Source organism: Streptomyces sp. NBC_01306, from assembly GCF_026340465.1.
In the GTDB taxonomy this organism is placed as follows: domain Bacteria; phylum Actinomycetota; class Actinomycetes; order Streptomycetales; family Streptomycetaceae; genus Streptomyces.
Map to the genome: position 1 here is coordinate 6,263,345 of NZ_JAPEPC010000001.1, position 17,789 is coordinate 6,281,133.

Below are 17,789 nucleotides of genomic sequence, written 5' to 3' on the forward strand. Positions count from 1 at the left end.
GGACAACGCACCGGCGCCGCCGCGCAGTTCCCCGAGCACACCGGGGAACTACGCGGCGGCTTCTTTACGTTGACCTTACGGACCCCGGCGTTCCGATCCCCTGTGACGTGTGGCACTATTCTGGCCACCCCCTCCGGCACTGCCCCACAGGAGACCTCTCGCGTGCAGCCCTCCGCGCTCCCGGACCTCGTACTCCCGGACCTCGCGCACAACAGGACCAGTCCGGTCCACTGGCTGGCCACGGCCACCGCGATGGCCGGCGTCGTCGCACTGGCGGGCGTTCTCACGCCCGATCCGGCCACCGCGTCCCAGCCCGGCGGCAGACCGGCCCGCACGCACATGGCCGCGCCGAACCCGGCGGCCGTGACCTTCCCGCTGAAGTGCGGAGGGGCGGGGACCACCGTCACCGGGAAGGCGTCCGGCGACCTCGACGGGGACGGCAGCTCCGAAACGGTGGCCGCGGTGCGCTGCGACGCCGGATCGGGCACACCCCCCAGCGGGATCTACGTGCTCGCCCGGCCGGGGACCGGTGACGGCCCGCCCCGGATCGTCGCGACACTGATCAGCCCGGCCGAGCAGCAGACCGTGGGCGCGCTCGCCGTGCGGGACGGCGCGGTGACCGCGACGCTCCTCGGCTACTCCTCACCCGATGTGCCGCGCTCGAATCCGGACGTGCGGCAGCAGGCCAAGTGGCGCTGGCAGGGCGGCGAGTTCGTACGCTCGGCGCCCTCCCAGGCGCGGAGCGTCTGACGGCGGTGGGCCCGGCGGCGGGCGTATGCCGACGGCGGGTACGTGGCGTACCTGAGGATGCGGCGCGCGCGATGACCTACTCGGCAGCGGGCCCGTAGACCTCGACGCTGTCCGAAACGCGACGTACATGGATGCAGTCGCCCGGACACTCCTTGGCCGAGTCCACCACGTCCTGGAGGAGCGGCAGCGGCACGGGCGTTGTGGCGCCGACGGCCTGGAGCAGCTCGTCGTCGGCGCTCTTCACATAGGCCAGCCCGTCGATGTCCAGCTCGAACACCTCGGGCGCGTACTGGGCGCAGATGCCGTCCCCGGTGCAGAGATCCTGGTCGATCCAGACCTCCAGCGCCTGGGCGCCGTCGCTGGTGGGAGCCTCGTCCTGCACGGTCATTTCTCCTGCCGTTCCTGCGCGGTTGAACCAATTGAAGCCAGCCCTGACGGGTGTTGAACACTTCGACGATACAACCGGCTGCTTTCCGATGTTGTTGGGTGGGTATTCCCAAGGCGTGAGGGAGTACGCAAGGGTGAAGATCAGACACACCCCGACGGTCTTTGTGATCTAGGGGTTTCAATCACCAGCCGCCCAGGTAGGGTCAGGAAGCGTCCAGCTCCCCTTGGAGGAGGTGAGGACCGTGGCAGCCCACGACGACGACATCAACCGCGGCACCCGGCCCGCGCGAGGGTCCGAGGACCCCGCCGGCCAGGTTGCCTATCTCGAGCAGGAAATCGCCGTCCTGCGCCGCAAGCTCGCCGACTCTCCGCGTCATACGAGGATTCTCGAAGAGCGGATCGTCGAGCTGCAGACCAACCTGGCAGGCGTGTCCGCGCAGAACGAGCGGCTCGCCAATACACTCCGTGAGGCCCGCGACCAGATCGTGGCCCTCAAGGAGGAGGTCGACCGGCTCGCACAGCCGCCGGCCGGCTTCGGTGTCTTCCTGCAGGCCAATGAGGACGGGACCTGCGACATCTTCACCGGGGGCCGCAAGCTCCGGGTGAACGTGAGTCCCAGCGTCGAGCTCGAAGAGCTCAGGCGCGGCCAGGAAGTCATGCTCAACGAAGCGCTCAACGTGGTCGAGGCCATGGAATTCGAGCGCGCCGGGGACATCGTCACCCTCAAGGAGATCCTTGAGGACGGCGAGCGCGCCCTGGTGATCGGGCACACCGACGAGGAACGGGTGGTGCGGCTCGCCGAGCCGCTGCTGGACATCACCATCCGCCCCGGCGACGCCCTGCTGCTCGACTCCAGGTCCGGTTACGTCTATGAAGTCGTGCCGAAGAGCGAGGTCGAGGAGCTCGTCCTCGAAGAGGTCCCGGACATCGACTACGACAAGATCGGCGGCCTGGGCGACCAGATCGAGCTGATCCGCGACGCGGTCGAGCTTCCGTACCTCCACCCCGACCTCTTCAAGGAGCACGAGCTGCGGCCGCCGAAGGGCATCCTGCTCTACGGTCCGCCCGGCTGCGGCAAGACTCTCATTGCCAAGGCCGTCGCCAACTCCCTTGCCAAGAAAGTCGCCGAGGTCACCGGCCAGCCCGCGGGGAAGAGCTACTTCCTCAACATCAAGGGCCCCGAACTCCTCAACAAGTACGTCGGTGAGACCGAGCGGCACATCCGCCTGGTCTTCCAGCGTGCCCGGGAGAAGGCGAGCGAGGGCACCCCTGTCATCGTCTTCTTCGACGAGATGGAATCCCTCTTCCGCACCCGTGGATCAGGCGTCAGCTCGGACGTGGAGAACACCATCGTCCCGCAGCTGCTCGCCGAGATCGACGGTGTGGAGGGCCTGGAGAACGTCATCGTCATCGGCGCCTCCAACCGCGAGGACATGATCGACCCGGCGATCCTGCGGCCGGGCCGGCTCGACGTCAAGATCAAGATCGAGCGTCCGGACGCGGAGGCGGCGAAGGACATCTTCGCCAAGTACCTGCGGTCGTCGCTGCCGCTGCACACGGACGACCTGGCCGAACACCGGGAGAACCCCGATGTCACGGTCAGCGCCATGATCCAGTCCGTCGTGGAGCGGATGTACACGGAGTCCGAGGAGAACCGCTTCCTCGAAGTCACGTACGCCAACGGCGACAAGGAAGTCCTCTACTTCAAGGACTTCAACTCCGGCGCGATGATCCAGAACATCGTCGACCGGGCCAAGAAGATGGCCATCAAGGCCTTCCTCGACCAGGGACAGAAGGGTCTGCGGGTCTCCCATCTCCTCCAGGCATGTGTGGATGAGTTCAAGGAGAACGAGGACCTGCCGAACACCACCAACCCCGACGACTGGGCCCGTATCTCCGGCAAGAAGGGCGAGCGGATCGTATTCATCCGCACCCTTGTCACCGGAAAGCAGGGCGCGGACACCGGGCGCTCCATCGACACGGTGGCGAACACCGGTCAGTACCTGTAAAAGACAGGGCGGCTGCGGGTCCCCCGGCGGGCACCCGCAGCCGCCGTGTTTTCCGGCCTTCGGCCGCAAGGACAGCAATGCCTGTAATGATCTCCCCAGCGGCGCAATGGCGTTCTACGCTCTTCGGTATCACCGAGTCGCGCAGTGCGGGGAAGGGCAACCGCACACGCACCGGAGAAGCAGCGGTACTTGAGCGACGTTCCCGCGAGGGGCGCTGCCGGGCAAGGAGGGCCGCATGACCGTACGGCGGGTAATGGGCATCGAGACGGAGTACGGCATCTCTGTTCCGGGCCACCCGAACGCCAATGCCATGCTCACCTCGTCCCAGATCGTCAACGCCTACGCGGCGGCGATGCACCGGGCGCGCCGCGCCCGCTGGGACTTCGAGGAGGAGAATCCGCTGCGGGACGCGCGAGGCTTCGACCTCGCCCGGGAGACCGCGGACACCAGCCAGCTGACCGACGAGGACATCGGCCTGGCCAATGTGATCCTCACCAACGGGGCGCGCCTCTACGTCGACCACGCCCACCCGGAGTACAGCTCCCCGGAAATCACCAATCCGCGCGACGCCGTGCTCTGGGACAAGGCGGGCGAGCGGATCATGGCGGAGGCCGCCGAACGGGCCGCCGAGATCCCGGGTGCGCAGCCGATCCACCTGTACAAGAACAACACCGACAACAAGGGCGCCTCGTACGGGACGCACGAGAACTACCTGATGAAGCGGGAGACCCCCTTCTCGGACATCGTGCGCCATCTGACCCCCTTCTTCGTCTCCCGCCAGGTGGTGACCGGGGCCGGCCGCGTCGGGATCGGCCAGGACGGCCATGAGCACGGCTTCCAGATCAGCCAGCGCGCGGACTACTTCGAGGTCGAGGTCGGCCTGGAGACCACGCTCAAGCGGCCCATCATCAACACCCGCGACGAACCGCACTCGGACGCCGAGAAGTACCGCCGCCTCCATGTGATCATCGGCGACGCGAACCTCTCGGAGATCTCGACCTACCTCAAGCTGGGCACGACCTCGCTGGTGCTCGCGATGATCGAGGACGGGTTCATCAAGGTGGACCTCGCGGTCGACCAGCCGGTGCGCACCCTCCACCAGGTCTCGCATGACCCCGGCCTCCAGCAGCTGGTCACGCTGCGCAGCGGCCGCACCCTCACCGCCGTACAGCTCCAGATGGAGTACTTCGAGCTGGCACGGAAGTACGTCGAGGAGCGGTACGGCGCGGACGCCGACGAGCAGACCAGGGACATCCTGGGCCGCTGGGAGGACGTGCTGAACCGGCTGGAGATCAACCCGATGAGCCTGTCGGGGGAACTCGACTGGATCACGAAGCAGGAGATCCTGGAGGGTTACCGCCGCCGGGACGGTGTCGACTGGGACGCGGCCAGGCTCCATCTGGTGGACCTGCAGTACGCGGATGTCCGGCCGGAGAAGGGGCTGTACAACCGTCTGGTGGCCCGCGGGAAGATGAAGCGGCTGCTGGACGAGCCCGCGGTCGTACGGGCCGCTGCGAACCCGCCGGAGGACACCAGGGCCTATTTCCGGGGCCGCTGTCTCGAACAGTACGCGGACGACGTCGCCGCGGCCTCCTGGGACTCCGTGATCTTCGACCTGCCGGGCTATGACTCGCTGCAACGGGTGCCGACGCTGGAGCCGCTGCGCGGGACCCGTAACCACGTCAAAGAGCTGCTGGACCGGTGCCGGACGGCGGAGGACCTGGTCCGAGTGCTGCAGGGCGGCTGAAAAGCCCCGCTGGTGGGAATCATCAGGGTAGGCCCCGGACGTTGAGGAAAGTGCGGGGCCAATGTCGGACCCCGCTTGTAGTGTCTGATCAAGCGGATCCGATCATGCTTCTGACCGGGGCGGGCCGATCCGTTCGTTCCAGTCAGCTCCAGTCAGTTCCAGTCCGTTTCAGCTTCAACAACATCGAACCGAGCGGGGTGAGGTAGATGGCGACCAAGGACACCGGCGGCGGGCAGCAGAAGGCGACGCGCTCCACCGAGGAGACCGAGGAGCAGGCGCCTGAGGCGCAGGGCTCCGAGGACCTCAAGGAGCGCCAGGAGAAGCTCTCGGACGACGTCGACTCCGTTCTGGACGAGATCGACGACGTGCTTGAGGAGAACGCCGAGGACTTCGTTCGGTCATTTGTTCAAAAGGGTGGCGAGTAGCCCCTGTTGTCCGTGGCCGGTGCGGCCGGCGCAAGCCGTTCGTACCGGGGCGGATGACCGGCGCGGGCGCGGGTAAGGTCCGTTCACAGTCCGCAAGATCGGCCCGGCCTCCAGAAGGCGGGCCGCCGCCCATCCGGAAGGAAACGCGTGGAAGCCAACCCTCGTAGCACCGGGCGTCTGCCGGCCGCTTTCCTGACGCCGGGGTCCTCCTCGTTCATGGACTTCCTGTCCGACCACTCGCCGGAAATCCTGCCGGGCAGGCGGCCGTTGCCGCCCACCCAGGGGCCGGTCGAGGCGCCGCACGGGACGACCATCGTCGCCGCGACCTTCCCCGGCGGGGTCGTCCTCGCCGGAGACCGGCGCGCGACCATGGGGAACATGATCGCTCAGCGCGACATCGAAAAGGTCTTCCCGGCCGACGAGTACTCGGCGGTCGGGATCGCGGGTACGGCCGGTCTCGCCGTCGAAATGGTCAAGCTGTTCCAGCTCGAACTGGAGCACTTCGAGAAGGTCGAGGGCGCCACCCTCTCCCTGGAGGGCAAGGCCAACCGGCTCTCCACCATGATCCGGGGCAATCTCTCCATGGCGATGCAGGGCCTCGCCGTGGTGCCGCTCTTCGCCGGGTACGACGTCGACCGCGAGGAGGGCCGGATCTTCTCCTACGACGTCACGGGCGGCCGCTCCGAGGAGCGCGGCTACGCCTCCACGGGCTCCGGCTCGATCTTCGCGCGCGGCTCCATGAAGAAGCTCTACCGCGACGACCTGACGGAGCAGCAGGCCACCACCCTGGTCGTACAGGCGCTGTACGACGCGGCCGACGACGACTCGGCGACCGGGGGGCCCGACGTGGCCCGCCGGATCTATCCGATCGTCACGGTCATCACCGACGAGGGCTGCCGCAGGCTGACCGATGAGGAGGGCTCCGAGCTCGCCCGTTCGATCCTGGCGCGGCGTCTCGAACAGCCCGACGGCCCGCGCGCCGAGCTGCTCTGAGGCCCTTCCGATGCACTCGTCACTGACAGAAAGGGACGGATAGCCGGTGTCGACGCCGTTCTATGTCTCACCTCAGCAGGCCATGGCCGACCGGGCGGAATACGCCCGGAAGGGCATCGCCCGTGGTCGCAGCCTGGTCGTGCTGCAGTACGCCGACGGCATCGTCTTCGTCGGCGAGAACCCGTCCCGTGCGCTGCACAAGTTCAGCGAGATCTACGACCGGATCGGCTTCGCGGCCGCCGGCAAGTACAACGAGTACGAGAATCTGCGGATCGGCGGTGTGCGCTACGCGGATCTGCGGGGCTACACCTACGACCGCGACGACGTGACGGCCCGCGGTCTGGCGAATGTCTACGCGCAGACGCTGGGCACGATCTTCTCCAGTGCGGCCGAGAAGCCGTACGAGGTGGAGCTGGTGGTCGCCGAGGTCGGGTCCGAGCCCGACGGCGACCAGATCTACCGGCTGCCGCACGACGGATCGATCGTGGATGAGCACGGCTCGGTCGCGGTCGGCGGCAACGCCGAGACGATCAGCACCTTCCTGGACCAGCAGCACCGCGAGGGGATGACCCTCGCGGAGGCGCTCAAGCTGGCCGTGCAGGCGCTGTCCCGCGACACCAACGGAGGCGAGCGGGAGATCCCCGCCGAGCGCCTCGAAGTGGCGGTGCTGGACCGGACCCGGCCGCAGCAGCGCAAGTTCAAGCGCATCGTCGGCCGTCAGCTGGCCAGGCTGCTCGATGCGGACGACGCCGCGACCGCCGAGACGGACGCGCCGTCGGACGAGGACGAGTAGCCCCGGCTGCCGCCCGGCTACGCCTGTGCCCCGGTCCGCCTGTGCGGTCCGGGGCACGTGTCTGTGGCTCCGCAGAGCGCCCGCGAGCAGAGATCGCACAGGCGGCAGAGCCCCCACAGGCAGAGTTCCCTACGAGCAGAGCGTCCACGAGCCGACGCCCGTGAGCCGGCGCCCACGAGCCGGCTTCCGCAGGCTCGCACCCACAAGTCCCAGTTGCCCGGTCCTCAGCCCTGCGCCGGTGCCCGGGCCGTCGAGCCGCGTACGAGAAGGTCCACCGGCAGATCGCCGCCCTCGGGCCTGCGGCCGTCGAGCACGGCGAGCAGAGCCGCCATGCCGCGCCGGCCGATCTGCTCCGCGGGCAGGGCCACCGTCGTCAGCTCCGGTTCGATCGCGGTCGCGAGCGCCAGATCGTCGAAACCGGTGACGGAGAGATCCTCCGGCACCCGCAGCCCCAGCCGCCGCGCCGCCTTGCAGGCGCCCGCGGCCAGGATGTCGTCGTCGCAGATGACCGCGGTCGGCCGGGGACCGGGGCCGGTGAGCGCGTCCTCCGCCGCCTGCCGCGCGGCATCCACCGCCAGCGGGGCCGTGACGGTGCGGACTTCCGCGCCCCGCAGAGCCGACCGCAGGGCGGCGGCCCGGACGTCGAAGGTCCAGGAGTCGACCGCCGGTGCGAGATGGACGAATCTGTGGTGGCCCAGTGCGAGCAGATGGTCCGTCACCTGGCGCATCCCGTCCGCGATATCCAGATTCACATGGGCCGCGGCCCCCGACTGGTCCGGATCGCTGTCCAGCATGACCAGCGGCAGACCGGACTCCTGGATCGCGGCGAGCGCGCCGACAGCCATCGACGAGGCGATGACCCCGTCCAGCGCGGTCCGCGCCGAGCCGAAGGGATCCCGGGCCGGCCCCACGCCGTCGGGGGAGGGGTAGAGCACCACCCCGAAGCCGTGCTCGGCCGCTGTCGCCGCGGCGCCCGTGTAGACGCGGGCGAAGAACTCGGTGGTCAGCGCGGGGACTACCAGCAGCACGGTCCGGGTGCTGCCCAGACGCAGATCGCGGGCGGCGAGATTCGGCCGGTACCCCAGCTGCCCGGCCGCGTCGCGGACCAGCCCCGCCGTGCGCTCGGAGACCCGTCCCCGCCACTTGTCGCCGAGGACCAGCGAGACGGTGGCCTGCGAGACACCTGCGGCGCGGGCCACGTCACGGCTGGTGGGGCGGGCCGGAACCACTGGTTCCGGGCTCGTCGCTCGGGCGTCCACTCGGGCCTCCGTCCGGCTTGCTCCCGGCCGCGGTCATCTGGACTCGCGGTCTGCGCACATGGTACGTATGAGCCCACACGTTATACGTAACACTCCGGTCGCGGCCGGGAGACAAGGGGCGGACATGGCCGCGGGATACGCGGAACTCTTCGGCACCAGGCATGTGAAGCGGCTGCTCACCGGCACCCTCGTCGGCCGGCTGCCGAACGCGACAGCCGCCATCGCCGTGGTGCTCTTCGTCCGCGCCGAAGGCGGCAGCTACTCGCTCGCGGGGGCGCTCTCCGCCGTCTACGGGCTGGCCACCGCGGTCGGCCAGCCGCTGCTCGGCCGCGCCGTCGACCTGTACGGACAGCCCCGGGTGATGCTGCCGTCGGCGCTGGTGTCGGCCCTGGGCATGGTGCTCTTCGCCGTCGTCGGCACCGGTCCGCTCGCGCTCGCCGTCATCGCGATGCTGGTCGCCGGGCTCTTCACACCACCCCTGGAGGGCGGGCTGCGTGCCCTGTGGCCCAGTGTCCTGAAGCGTGAGGACCGGGTGCACGCCGCGTACGCGATGGACGCGGTGGCCCAGGAGGTGATGTTCACGGTCGGCCCGCTGCTGATCACCCTGGCGGTCTCGCTGTGGTCGGCGGCGACCGCGCTGGTGGCGGTCAACGCCCTCGGGGTGCTCGGGGCGCTCTCCGTCGTCGTGTCGGAGCCCTCGCGCACCTGGCGCTCCGCGCCCCGCGAGGCCCACTGGCTGGGCGCCCTGCGCTCGCCCGGACTGCTCGCACTCCTCGGGGCGTTCTTCTTCGTCGGCCTGGTGCTGGGCTCGATCACGGTGGCCGCGATCGCCTACTCCGACGGGCACGGCGGCGACACGGCGTACGGCGTGTTGATGGCGGCGATCGGACTCGGCGCGCTCTTCGGCGGGCTGCTGTACGGCGCGCGGCAGTGGCCGGGCGCCGCGGAGAAGCGGCTGCGCGTCATCGTCGGGGCACTGGCGCTCTGTTATCTGCCCCTGATGCTGGTGCCCGGGGTGACCGCGATGTCCGTACTGATGACGGTGGCCGGTGTCTTCCTGGCTCCCGCCATCGCCTGCGCCTTCATCGTCGTCGACCGGCATGCCCCGCGCGGCACGGTCACCGAGGCGTTCTCCTGGCTGGTGACGACCTTCGGTGTCGGCGCCGCACTGGGTACGGCCGTCGCAGGACCGGCCGTCGAGGCGGGCGGCGCGCCCGCCGGGTTCGCCGCCGCGGGAGGCGGCGGGATCGCCGCGCTGCTCGTCCTGCTGGCCACTCAGCGGGTCCTCGCAGCTCCCGGCGGTACCGGCTCCGTCGTGGCCGGTTCCGAAAATGATCGGAACGGGGCCGTCGAACCCGGTTTCAGGACAGGCCATCAGGCGTAATGTTCAGTCATGGACCGCCGCATTTTCGGGCTGGAGAACGAGTACGGCGTCACGTGCACATTCAGGGGACAGCGCCGACTGTCACCTGACGAAGTGGCGCGCTACCTCTTCCGCCGTGTTGTGTCATGGGGCCGCAGCAGCAACGTCTTTCTGCGGAACGGCGCCCGCCTCTACCTCGACGTGGGATCGCATCCGGAATACGCAACTCCCGAATGCGACAACGTGGCTGAACTGGTCACACACGACAAGGCGGGCGAGCGCATTCTCGAAGGCCTGCTCGTCGACGCCGAACGCCGCCTGCACGAGGAGGGAATCGCGGGCGACGTCTATCTCTTCAAGAACAACACCGACTCGGCGGGAAACTCCTACGGCTGCCACGAGAACTATCTCGTCGCCCGCCATGGGGAGTTCTCGCGGCTCGCGGACATTCTCATCCCCTTCCTCGTCACCCGCCAATTGCTCTGCGGCGCCGGAAAGGTGTTGCAGACACCGCGCGGAGCGGTTTTCTGCGTGAGCCAGCGGGCGGAGCACATCTGGGAGGGCGTCAGTTCCGCGACCACCCGTTCCCGTCCCATCATCAACACCCGTGACGAGCCGCACGCGGACGCCGAGCGCTACCGCAGGCTGCACGTCATCGTCGGGGACTCGAACATGTCCGAGACGACCATGCTGCTGAAGGTCGGCGCGACCGACCTCGTCCTGCGCATGATCGAGGCGGGCACGGTGATGCGTGATCTGACCCTGGAGAACCCGATCAGGGCCATCCGCGAGGTCAGCCACGACACCACGGGCCAGCGCAAGGTGCGCCTCGCCAGCGGGCGGGAGGCATCGGCGCTCGAAGTCCAGCGCGAGTACTACGAGAAGGCCGTGGACTTCGTGGACCGCCGCGGCATCCGTACGGGCCAGGTCGAGCAGGTCCTGGAGCTCTGGGGCCGCACGCTCGACGCGATCGAGGAGGAGGACCTCGACAGGATCGGCACCGAGATCGACTGGGTGATGAAGTACAAGCTCATCGAGCGGTACCGGGACAAGCACAACATGACCATGTCGAATCCGAGGGTCGCTCAGATAGACCTCGCCTACCACGACATCCACCGCAGGCGCGGGCTGTACTACCTGCTGGAGAAGCGCGGACAGGCCGCGCGCATCTGTGAGGACCTGAAGATCTTCGAGGGCAAGTCGGTGCCCCCGCAGACCACTCGGGCGCGGCTGCGCGGGGACTTCATCCGCCGGGCCCAGGAGCAGCGCAGGGACTTCACCGTCGACTGGGTCCATCTCAAGCTCAACGACCAGGCGCAGCGCACCGTGCTCTGCAAGGACCCCTTCCGGTCGGTCGACGACAGGGTGGAGAAGCTGATCGCCGGGATGTGACCGTCCTCACCCCGGTCGCGCGAGGGCCCCGTACACATCAGTGCACGGGGCCCTCGCGCATGCCGTGAGCCCACATGGGGGACGCGGAGTCGTAGAGTGGCGGCCACTGACACCCCCACTACCCCGAGGACCACTGTGCGACGCCGTTTTGCTGCCTTGCTCATCGTGCCGGCCCTGGTACTGACCGCCTGCGGAGGTGGGTCCTCCAAGAAGACGGATGACTCGTCCTCACCGCCAGACCAGTCCGCGGCCACGGCCGTGCCCAAGCCGGTCGATTCGGCGTCCCCCCTGCCGACGGTCTCGGGCGGCGCGGGCAAGAAGGCGACCATCACGGTCCCCAAGAAGGACCCGAGCGGCAAGTTCGTCATCCACACTGTCTCCGAAGGCAGTGGCGCCGTGGTCAAGAAGAACGACCTGGTGATGGCCGACTTCACCGGCAAGGTCTGGAAGAGCGGCAAGGACATCGGCAGCTCGTTCGACAAGGGCGGCGCCCCGCAGCTCATCACCGCCGGTTCCAAGACGATCATCCCGGCCTTCGCCGACGCCGTCACCGGCCAGAAGATCGGCAGCCGGGTCCTGGTCGTCGCTCCGCCCAGCGCGGCCTTCGGCAGCCAGGGTCAGCAGCAGCTCGGTGTCACCGGCAAGGACACCCTGGTCTTCGCGCTGGACATCAAGAAGGTGATCCCGAAGAAGGTCGAGGGCACCCAGGCCCCCACCTCCTCCGACCTGCCCCAGGTCAAGGCGGACAAGGAAGCGCCCGCCACCATCTCCGTACCGAAGAGCGACCCGCCGACGAAGCTGGTCGACAAGGAGCTGATCCAGGGCAAGGGCGCCACGGTCAAGAAGGGCCAGACCGTCTACATGCAGTACAGCGGTGCTGCCTGGAAGCCCAACGAGGGCAAGTCCACCGCGACCCTGTTCGACTCGTCCTGGAAGAGCGGCACGCCGTTCCAGACGGCCATCGGTGAGGGCGCCGTCATCAAGGGCTGGGACCAGGGAATCGTCGGCAAGAAGGTCGGCAGCCGGGTCCTGCTGGTGATCCCGCCGTCGCTGGCCTACGGCGACAAGGCCCAGGGCACGACCCTGCCGGCCAAGTCGACGCTGGTCTTCGTCGTCGACATTCTGGCGGCAGTGTAAGACTGTCCCGGTTGCCCAGTACCAAGAAGTAGGAGCAATTACGTGAGCATCGACAAGCCCGAGGTCGACTTCCCGGGCGGCGAGCCGCCGGCCGAGCTGGAGATCAAGGAGATCTGGGAGGGCGACGGCGCCGTCGCCAAGGCCGGGGACAAGGTCAAGGTCCACTACGTGGGTGTGGCCTTCTCCACCGGTGAGGAGTTCGACGCGAGCTGGAACCGCGGCACCCCGCTGGAGTTCCAGCTCGGCGTCGGCCAGGTCATCTCCGGCTGGGACCAGGGTGTCCAGGGCATGAAGGTCGGCGGGCGTCGTCAGCTGACCATCCCCGCGCACCTCGCGTACGGAGACCAGGGCGCCGGCGGTCGTATCAAGCCGGGCGAGACGCTGATCTTCGTCTGTGACCTGGTCGCTGTCTGACCGGAACTGATCGTTTCCGAGGGTCCATGCCTGCCGGCATGGACCCTCGGCTTTTGACCGGGCACCCGGGAGCGGTACGGTCGGCGGTCGTGGAACGTCCCGCGTTCCACGTGCTGCGTTCTTCCCGGGGAATCGCCCCGGCGGACACTTCCGGACCCCAGAGAGGGCGTCGATGGCGATTGCCAAGGCCGAGCGGCTCATGAATCTGGCGCTGTGCCTGCTCGGAACCAGGCGACCCCTCAGCAAGCGTGAACTGCGGGGGTCCATCGAGGCGTATCTGGAAGCGGGGTCGGACGAGTCCTTCAACCGGATGTTCGAACGGGACAAGGACGATCTGCGGGAACTCGGCCTGGTCATCGAGACGGTCGAGAGTCTGGACGGGGACGCCGGATACCTGGCCCGCCGCGACAGCAACAGGCTTCCGCCGGTCGCACTCGACGCCGAGGAGGCCGCGGCGCTCGGACTGGCCGCCAAGGTCTGGCAGCAGGCGCGGCTGGCCGGCGCGGCCAGCGGCGCCCTGCAGAAACTCCGGGCCGCCGGAATGCCCGAGGCCGAGGACCCGTACGCCGTGCAGCACGGCGCCCTGGAACCGCGCATCCCGGTGCACGAGGCCGCGTTCGAGCCGCTGATGCTGGCCTGCCGCGACCGCCGCCCGGTCGTCTTCGACTACCGCAAGGCCAACGCGGCCCGCCCCGAGGCCCGTCAGGTCGAACCCTGGACGCTGGAGTGCTGGCGCGGCCACTGGTATCTCGCGGGCTGGGACCGTGAGCGCGGCGCCGAGCGGGTGTTCCGGCTCTCCCGTATCACCGGCAAAGTCCGTGCCAGGCCAGGTGCGTTCACCGCCGACGTGCCGGACGTGGTGACCGTACGCGAGACGGTGGAGACCTGGGCGGGCGAGACTGCGACCCGCAGCGCTCGGATCAGGCTGCGCTCCGGCGCGGGTTACCCGCTGCGCTCGCGTGCCACCGCCGTCCGGGAACTCGGCGACGGATGGGACGAGTTGGAGATTCCGTACGGACACGGCCTGGACGCCTGGCTGGTGGAGTTCGGCCCCGACGTGATCGTGCTGGACCCCGCGGATCTGCGGGCCGACGTGGTGGACCGGCTGCGCGCCGTGGCCAAGGACTGAGGAGCACGTGGCTACGAACGCGATCGACCAGACCCGCCGGATGCTGTCCCTGGTGACCTATCTGCGCGAGCGCCCCGGTGCCCGTGTCGGGGATGTCGCGCGGGCCTTCGGCATCACCGAGGACGAGCTGATCTCGGACCTGGACGTGCTGCCCATGTGCGGGACGAGCTTCCGCGGCGGCGACCTCCTCGACATCGACACCGACGGCGAGTCCATCTGGTGGCACAACGCCGATGATGTCGCCGCGCCGCTGCGGCTCGCCGCCGACGAGGCCACGGCCCTGCTGGTGGCAGCGCGTGCAGTGGCGACCCTGCCGGGGCTCCGCGAGGGAGACCGGCAGGCGCTGCTGCGGGCCACCGCGAAGCTGGAGGCCGCGGCCGGTGAGGTGGCGGGCGCCAGCTCCCGGCTCTCGGTGACCTTCGAGTCCGAGGGCGGTGTGTTCGCCGACGTGGACCGGGCCATCTCGGAGCGGCGCAGGCTCTGGCTGCGGTACTACTCGCCGGCCCGCGACGAGCTCACCGAGCGTGAGGTCGACCCGATCAGGCTCTTCGCCGTCGGCCATACGTACATGGAGGCCTGGTGCTACCTCTCCGAGGCCCGTCGCACCTTCCGGCTGGACCGGGTCGCCGGGATCCGGCTGCTCGACGAGCCCTCCGCGCCGCCCGAGCTCGAACTGCGTGACCTGTCGGCGGGGCTCGTCCAGCCCGCGGCCGAGGACCCGGAGGTCGTGGTCGAGACCGGCCCCGGCGGCCGCTGGGTCGCCGAGTACTACCCCCACGACAGCGCGGAGGAGCTCGCCGACGGCGGGCTGCGCATCACTCTGCGCACCCCCGACCCCGCCTCGCTGCGCAGGCTCGCCCTGCGGCTCGGCCGGGACGGGCGCATCGTCTCGCCGGGTGACCTGGCGGCCAGCGCACGTCTCGCGGCCCGTGAGGCCCTCGCCGCCTATGACGGGCAGGAGTAGAGGAGTTGAGGAATATGTCGGTTATGCCCGGATTTTCCGCGCAAGTGGGCCCGGTCATCTTCCGGGCCGCCTGCCCGGACTGCCGCAGCCGGTTCGAGCTGGCCGCGGGTGCGCTCCGGCTGGCGATCGGCGCCAGCCGGCGTACCACCTTCTACTCCTTCACCTGCCCCGACTGCGGGTCGTCGGTGCGCAAGCCGGCCGGTGAGCGGATCGTCGAACTCCTCACTGGCGGAGGCGTGCGGACGCTGCGCCTCCACTCCACTGTCTAGGGTGCTCACATGTTCTGGCCGATGACCGCGATCGCTCTGGGGTTCCTCGGAATCGCCGTGCTCGGTGTGCTCGCCATCAGGGTTTTCGTCGAGGCCCAGCGCCTCGGCAGCGAAGTGGCGCGCGCCACACAGCAGATCAGTAAGGCCTCCGAGGGGCTGGAGCGCGCGGCCACGGGGCTCGCGCGGAGCGGCGAAAGTTTGCGATAGAGGCACTCGGCTCTGCTGCCGGGCCGTTTCGAGCGGTACGCTGCTGGTCGCGGGCTCGGGAGCGAGGTACGGGCCGCAAGCGCGAGTCTGCACAGGGATTGCCCTGCGTTTACCCCCGCGGGTTACGATCGCTGCCAGCACGACGACCGGACGCCTGTCCGATCGGTCGGCAGCCCCACCCAGCCGCCTCGGTGAGAAGGTACAGCTTATGTTCGGAAGGCTCGGCGCCCCCGAGATCATCCTGATCCTCGTCGTCATCGTCCTGCTGTTCGGTGCGAAGAAGCTTCCGGACATGGCCCGTTCGCTGGGCAAGTCCGCCCGCATCCTCAAGAGCGAGGCCAAGGCGATGAAGTCGGAGGGCCAGCAGACCGCCCCCGCCGACCCGCCGCAGGACACCAACGGCCAGACCGACGTCCCGCGTACGATCCAGGCCGCTCCGGGAGACGTGACCAGCGCCCGTCCCGTGACCGAGCCGTCGGACTCGACCAAGCGCTGACAACCGGGCCGGAGCGGGCTCCGCGGTGAGCGGCAGCCCGCCGCACAGATGAGGACGTGGGTTGCTCGTGTCTGCCCGCAAAGTGGATAGGGATCCCGATGGGCGTATGCCCCTCGTGGAGCACCTGCGTGAGCTGCGCAATCGCCTGGCGAAGGCGATTCTGGCGATCATCGTGGTCACGATAATCGCCGCTTTCTTCTACGACGACATCATCAACTTCTTCACCCGCCCGGTGCTGCACTCGGTCGGCTGCCCGACAGCCTTCGCCGATCTCGCCACCCAGCCGAAGGGCACGACCTGCGCGCAGATCACGCTCAACGGCCTGCTCGGGCCCTTCACGCTCTCGCTGAAGGTCTCGCTCATGGCCGGCGTCGTGGGGGCGTCACCGATCTGGCTCTACCAGCTGTGGGCATTTCTCGCCCCGGGTCTGCACAAGAGCGAGAAGCGCTACACGCTCGGTTTTGTCGGGGCCGGAGTCCCGCTCTTCCTCTGTGGTGCCCTCTTCGCCTACGAGGTACTCCCGACCACCGCCAAGGTGCTGATCAACTTCACGCCTTTCGGGGTGAAGAACCTCCTGCCGCTCGACGATCTGCTGGATCTCGTCACGCGTATGGTCGTCGTCTTCGGTCTCGCGTTCGAGCTGCCGCTGCTGCTCGTGATGCTCAACTTCGCCGGGATCGTCACCGGGAAGCGGATGCTCGGCTGGTGGCGCGGCATGGTCCTCGGGATCACCGTGTTCGCGGCGGTCGCCACGCCGAGTACGGACCCGCTCTCGATGCTGGCGCTGTCCGCCCCGATCTGGGTCCTCTACTTCGTCGCCACCGGCGTCTCGATCCTGAACGACAGGCGGCGCAGGCTCCGTGCCGAGGAGGGCCCCGGCGACGACGAGGCATCCGAGCTCGACCTCACCCCCGAGGACATAGGAGAGGTCGAGACCGTGCCCGCATCCCGGGTACCGGGACAGGCCGGCAGTGAGACGGACGGTTCCAGCCCCCGTGGTCTGGGCGGTTACGACGACGTGACCTGACCTTGTAGGGTCCGGCGGGTGACCAGCGAGATCACCCTCTTCGTCAATCCCACCGCAGGACGCGGCCGGGGCGCGCACGCCGCGCAGCCGGCCGCTTCCGCGTTGCGGGACGCAGGTTTCTCCGTACGTACGGTGCTCGGCAGCGACGCGCCCGACGCGCTGCGCCGGGCGCGCGAGGCGGTCCGGGACGGGACCGGCGCCCTCATAGCCGTCGGAGGGGACGGCATGATCAGCCTCGCCCTCCAGGCCGTGGCGGGCACCCGCACCCCGCTGGGCGTGGTGGCCGTCGGCACCGGCAACGACTTCGCCCGCGGGCTCGGGCTGCCCGTACGGGACCCGGCGGCGGCGGGCCGCTCGGTGGCCGGGGCGCTCAAGGGCGGGAACATCAGGGAGATCGACCTCGGCCGGGTCGTTCCGGGCGACGGCGCCGGTCAGAACGACGGTATGGAGCCGGGTGACCGTGCGGACAACACCGGGGTCCGGCCGGCCGGGGAGCGCTGGTTCGGGAGCGTGCTCGCCGCCGGATTCGACTCGCGGGTCAACGACCGCGGCAACCGGATGCGCTGGCCCGCCGGCCGGCTGAAGTACGACCTGGCGATGGTCGCCGAACTGGCCGCCTTCCGGCCGCTCCCGTACCGGCTGGTGCTGGACGGGGGACCGGCGCGCGAGATCGAGGCGACGCTCGTCGCCGTCGGCAACGGACCGTCGTACGGCGGGGGCATGAAGATCTGCGCCGGGGCGGAGCTGGACGACGGTCTTCTCGACGTCACTGTGGTCGGTGCCTGCTCGCGCACCACCCTGGTCAGGGTCTTCCCGAAGGTCTACCGCGGCACCCACCTCGGCCATCCCGCCGTCACCTCGTACCGGGTGCGCAGGATCGAGCTGGGGGCCGCCGGGGTCACCGGGTACGCGGACGGTGAGCCACTGGGCGCGCTGCCGCTGACCGCCGAGTGTGTGCCGGGCGCGGTCCGGGTCATCGGCTGTTGAAATGCTGAAATAAAGATCACTGACTGTCGGAGGCGGCGGGT

The 17,789-nt window shown here is 69.2% G+C and carries 19 protein-coding genes; 17 read left to right on the plus strand and 2 right to left on the minus strand.

Translation table 11 applies throughout. The annotated features are described in order from the left end of the window. The first annotated feature begins 162 nt into the window (after positions 1-162). Positions 163-750 (plus strand): hypothetical protein, encoded by a 588-nt coding sequence (locus OG385_RS27680; RefSeq protein ID WP_266858696.1) that lies wholly within the window; start codon positions 163-165, stop codon positions 748-750. Positions 751-826: 76 nt separating this feature from the next. On the opposite strand, the gene OG385_RS27685 is transcribed toward OG385_RS27680, so the two are convergent. Then, positions 827-1,138: a ferredoxin gene (locus OG385_RS27685; protein WP_266858698.1), complete on the minus strand. Its 312-nt coding sequence runs from the start codon at positions 1,136-1,138 to the stop codon at positions 827-829. A 241-nt stretch (positions 1,139-1,379) separates the two neighbouring features. On the opposite strand from OG385_RS27685, the gene arc reads away from it, so the two are divergent. From arc to prcA, 5 genes are all read left to right on the plus strand, one after another. Further along, positions 1,380-3,146: a proteasome ATPase gene (gene arc, locus OG385_RS27690; protein WP_266858700.1), complete on the plus strand. Its 1,767-nt coding sequence runs from the start codon at positions 1,380-1,382 to the stop codon at positions 3,144-3,146. Between the two features lie 235 nt (positions 3,147-3,381). Further along, entirely contained in the window at positions 3,382-4,893 is a 1,512-nt protein-coding gene (gene dop, locus OG385_RS27695) for a depupylase/deamidase Dop (RefSeq protein WP_353963174.1), read from the plus strand. Between the two features lie 206 nt (positions 4,894-5,099). Beyond that, positions 5,100-5,318: a ubiquitin-like protein Pup gene (locus tag OG385_RS27700; protein ID WP_164263898.1), complete on the plus strand. Its 219-nt coding sequence runs from the start codon at positions 5,100-5,102 to the stop codon at positions 5,316-5,318. A gap of 147 nt (positions 5,319-5,465) precedes the next feature. Then, the gene (prcB, locus tag OG385_RS27705) at positions 5,466-6,311 is read left to right on the plus strand and encodes a proteasome subunit beta (protein ID WP_266858704.1); all 846 of its coding nucleotides are present in this window, start codon (positions 5,466-5,468) and stop codon (positions 6,309-6,311) included. Between the two features lie 46 nt (positions 6,312-6,357). After that, positions 6,358-7,104: a proteasome subunit alpha gene (prcA, locus tag OG385_RS27710; RefSeq protein ID WP_266858707.1), complete on the plus strand. Its 747-nt coding sequence runs from the start codon at positions 6,358-6,360 to the stop codon at positions 7,102-7,104. Positions 7,105-7,328: 224 nt separating this feature from the next. Here the strand turns inward: prcA and OG385_RS27715 are convergent, their stop codons facing one another. Further along, positions 7,329-8,363 carry a LacI family DNA-binding transcriptional regulator gene (locus OG385_RS27715; RefSeq protein WP_266858709.1) on the minus strand — a complete coding sequence of 345 codons (1,035 nt, stop codon included), beginning with the start codon at positions 8,361-8,363 and terminating at the stop codon, positions 7,329-7,331. A gap of 124 nt (positions 8,364-8,487) precedes the next feature. On the opposite strand from OG385_RS27715, the gene OG385_RS27720 reads away from it, so the two are divergent. The 11 genes from OG385_RS27720 to OG385_RS27770 all read left to right on the plus strand — a co-directional run bounded on the left by OG385_RS27720 (position 8,488) and on the right by OG385_RS27770 (position 17,748). Continuing rightward, the gene (locus OG385_RS27720) at positions 8,488-9,747 is read left to right on the plus strand and encodes an MFS transporter (protein ID WP_266858711.1); all 1,260 of its coding nucleotides are present in this window, start codon (positions 8,488-8,490) and stop codon (positions 9,745-9,747) included. Between the two features lie 9 nt (positions 9,748-9,756). Further along, on the plus strand, positions 9,757-11,118 hold the full coding sequence (gene pafA, locus OG385_RS27725) for a Pup--protein ligase (protein ID WP_266858713.1): 1,362 nt from the start codon (positions 9,757-9,759) through the stop codon (positions 11,116-11,118). Positions 11,119-11,253: 135 nt separating this feature from the next. Next, on the plus strand, positions 11,254-12,255 hold the full coding sequence (locus tag OG385_RS27730; protein WP_266858715.1) for an FKBP-type peptidyl-prolyl cis-trans isomerase: 1,002 nt from the start codon (positions 11,254-11,256) through the stop codon (positions 12,253-12,255). Positions 12,256-12,297: 42 nt separating this feature from the next. Next, positions 12,298-12,669 (plus strand): FKBP-type peptidyl-prolyl cis-trans isomerase, encoded by a 372-nt coding sequence (locus OG385_RS27735; protein WP_266858717.1) that lies wholly within the window; start codon positions 12,298-12,300, stop codon positions 12,667-12,669. Positions 12,670-12,841: 172 nt separating this feature from the next. Then, complete coding sequence (locus OG385_RS27740) at positions 12,842-13,798, plus strand: YafY family protein (protein WP_266858719.1); 957 nt, start codon at positions 12,842-12,844, stop codon at positions 13,796-13,798. Positions 13,799-13,805: 7 nt separating this feature from the next. Then, positions 13,806-14,762, plus strand: a complete 957-nt coding sequence (locus OG385_RS27745; RefSeq protein ID WP_266858721.1) for a YafY family protein — start codon at positions 13,806-13,808, stop codon at positions 14,760-14,762. Between the two features lie 23 nt (positions 14,763-14,785). Then, positions 14,786-15,031: a hypothetical protein gene (locus OG385_RS27750; protein WP_266858723.1), complete on the plus strand. Its 246-nt coding sequence runs from the start codon at positions 14,786-14,788 to the stop codon at positions 15,029-15,031. Positions 15,032-15,040: 9 nt separating this feature from the next. Beyond that, positions 15,041-15,238 (plus strand): hypothetical protein, encoded by a 198-nt coding sequence (locus tag OG385_RS27755; RefSeq protein ID WP_266858725.1) that lies wholly within the window; start codon positions 15,041-15,043, stop codon positions 15,236-15,238. A 208-nt stretch (positions 15,239-15,446) separates the two neighbouring features. Continuing rightward, entirely contained in the window at positions 15,447-15,734 is a 288-nt protein-coding gene (tatA, locus tag OG385_RS27760) for a Sec-independent protein translocase subunit TatA (RefSeq protein ID WP_266858727.1), read from the plus strand. A gap of 61 nt (positions 15,735-15,795) precedes the next feature. Next, complete coding sequence (gene tatC, locus OG385_RS27765) at positions 15,796-16,761, plus strand: twin-arginine translocase subunit TatC (RefSeq protein WP_266858729.1); 966 nt, start codon at positions 15,796-15,798, stop codon at positions 16,759-16,761. An 18-nt stretch (positions 16,762-16,779) separates the two neighbouring features. Then, positions 16,780-17,748, plus strand: coding sequence for a diacylglycerol kinase (locus OG385_RS27770; RefSeq protein ID WP_266858731.1), 969 nt, complete (start codon positions 16,780-16,782; stop codon positions 17,746-17,748). Positions 17,749-17,789 lie beyond the last annotated feature (41 nt).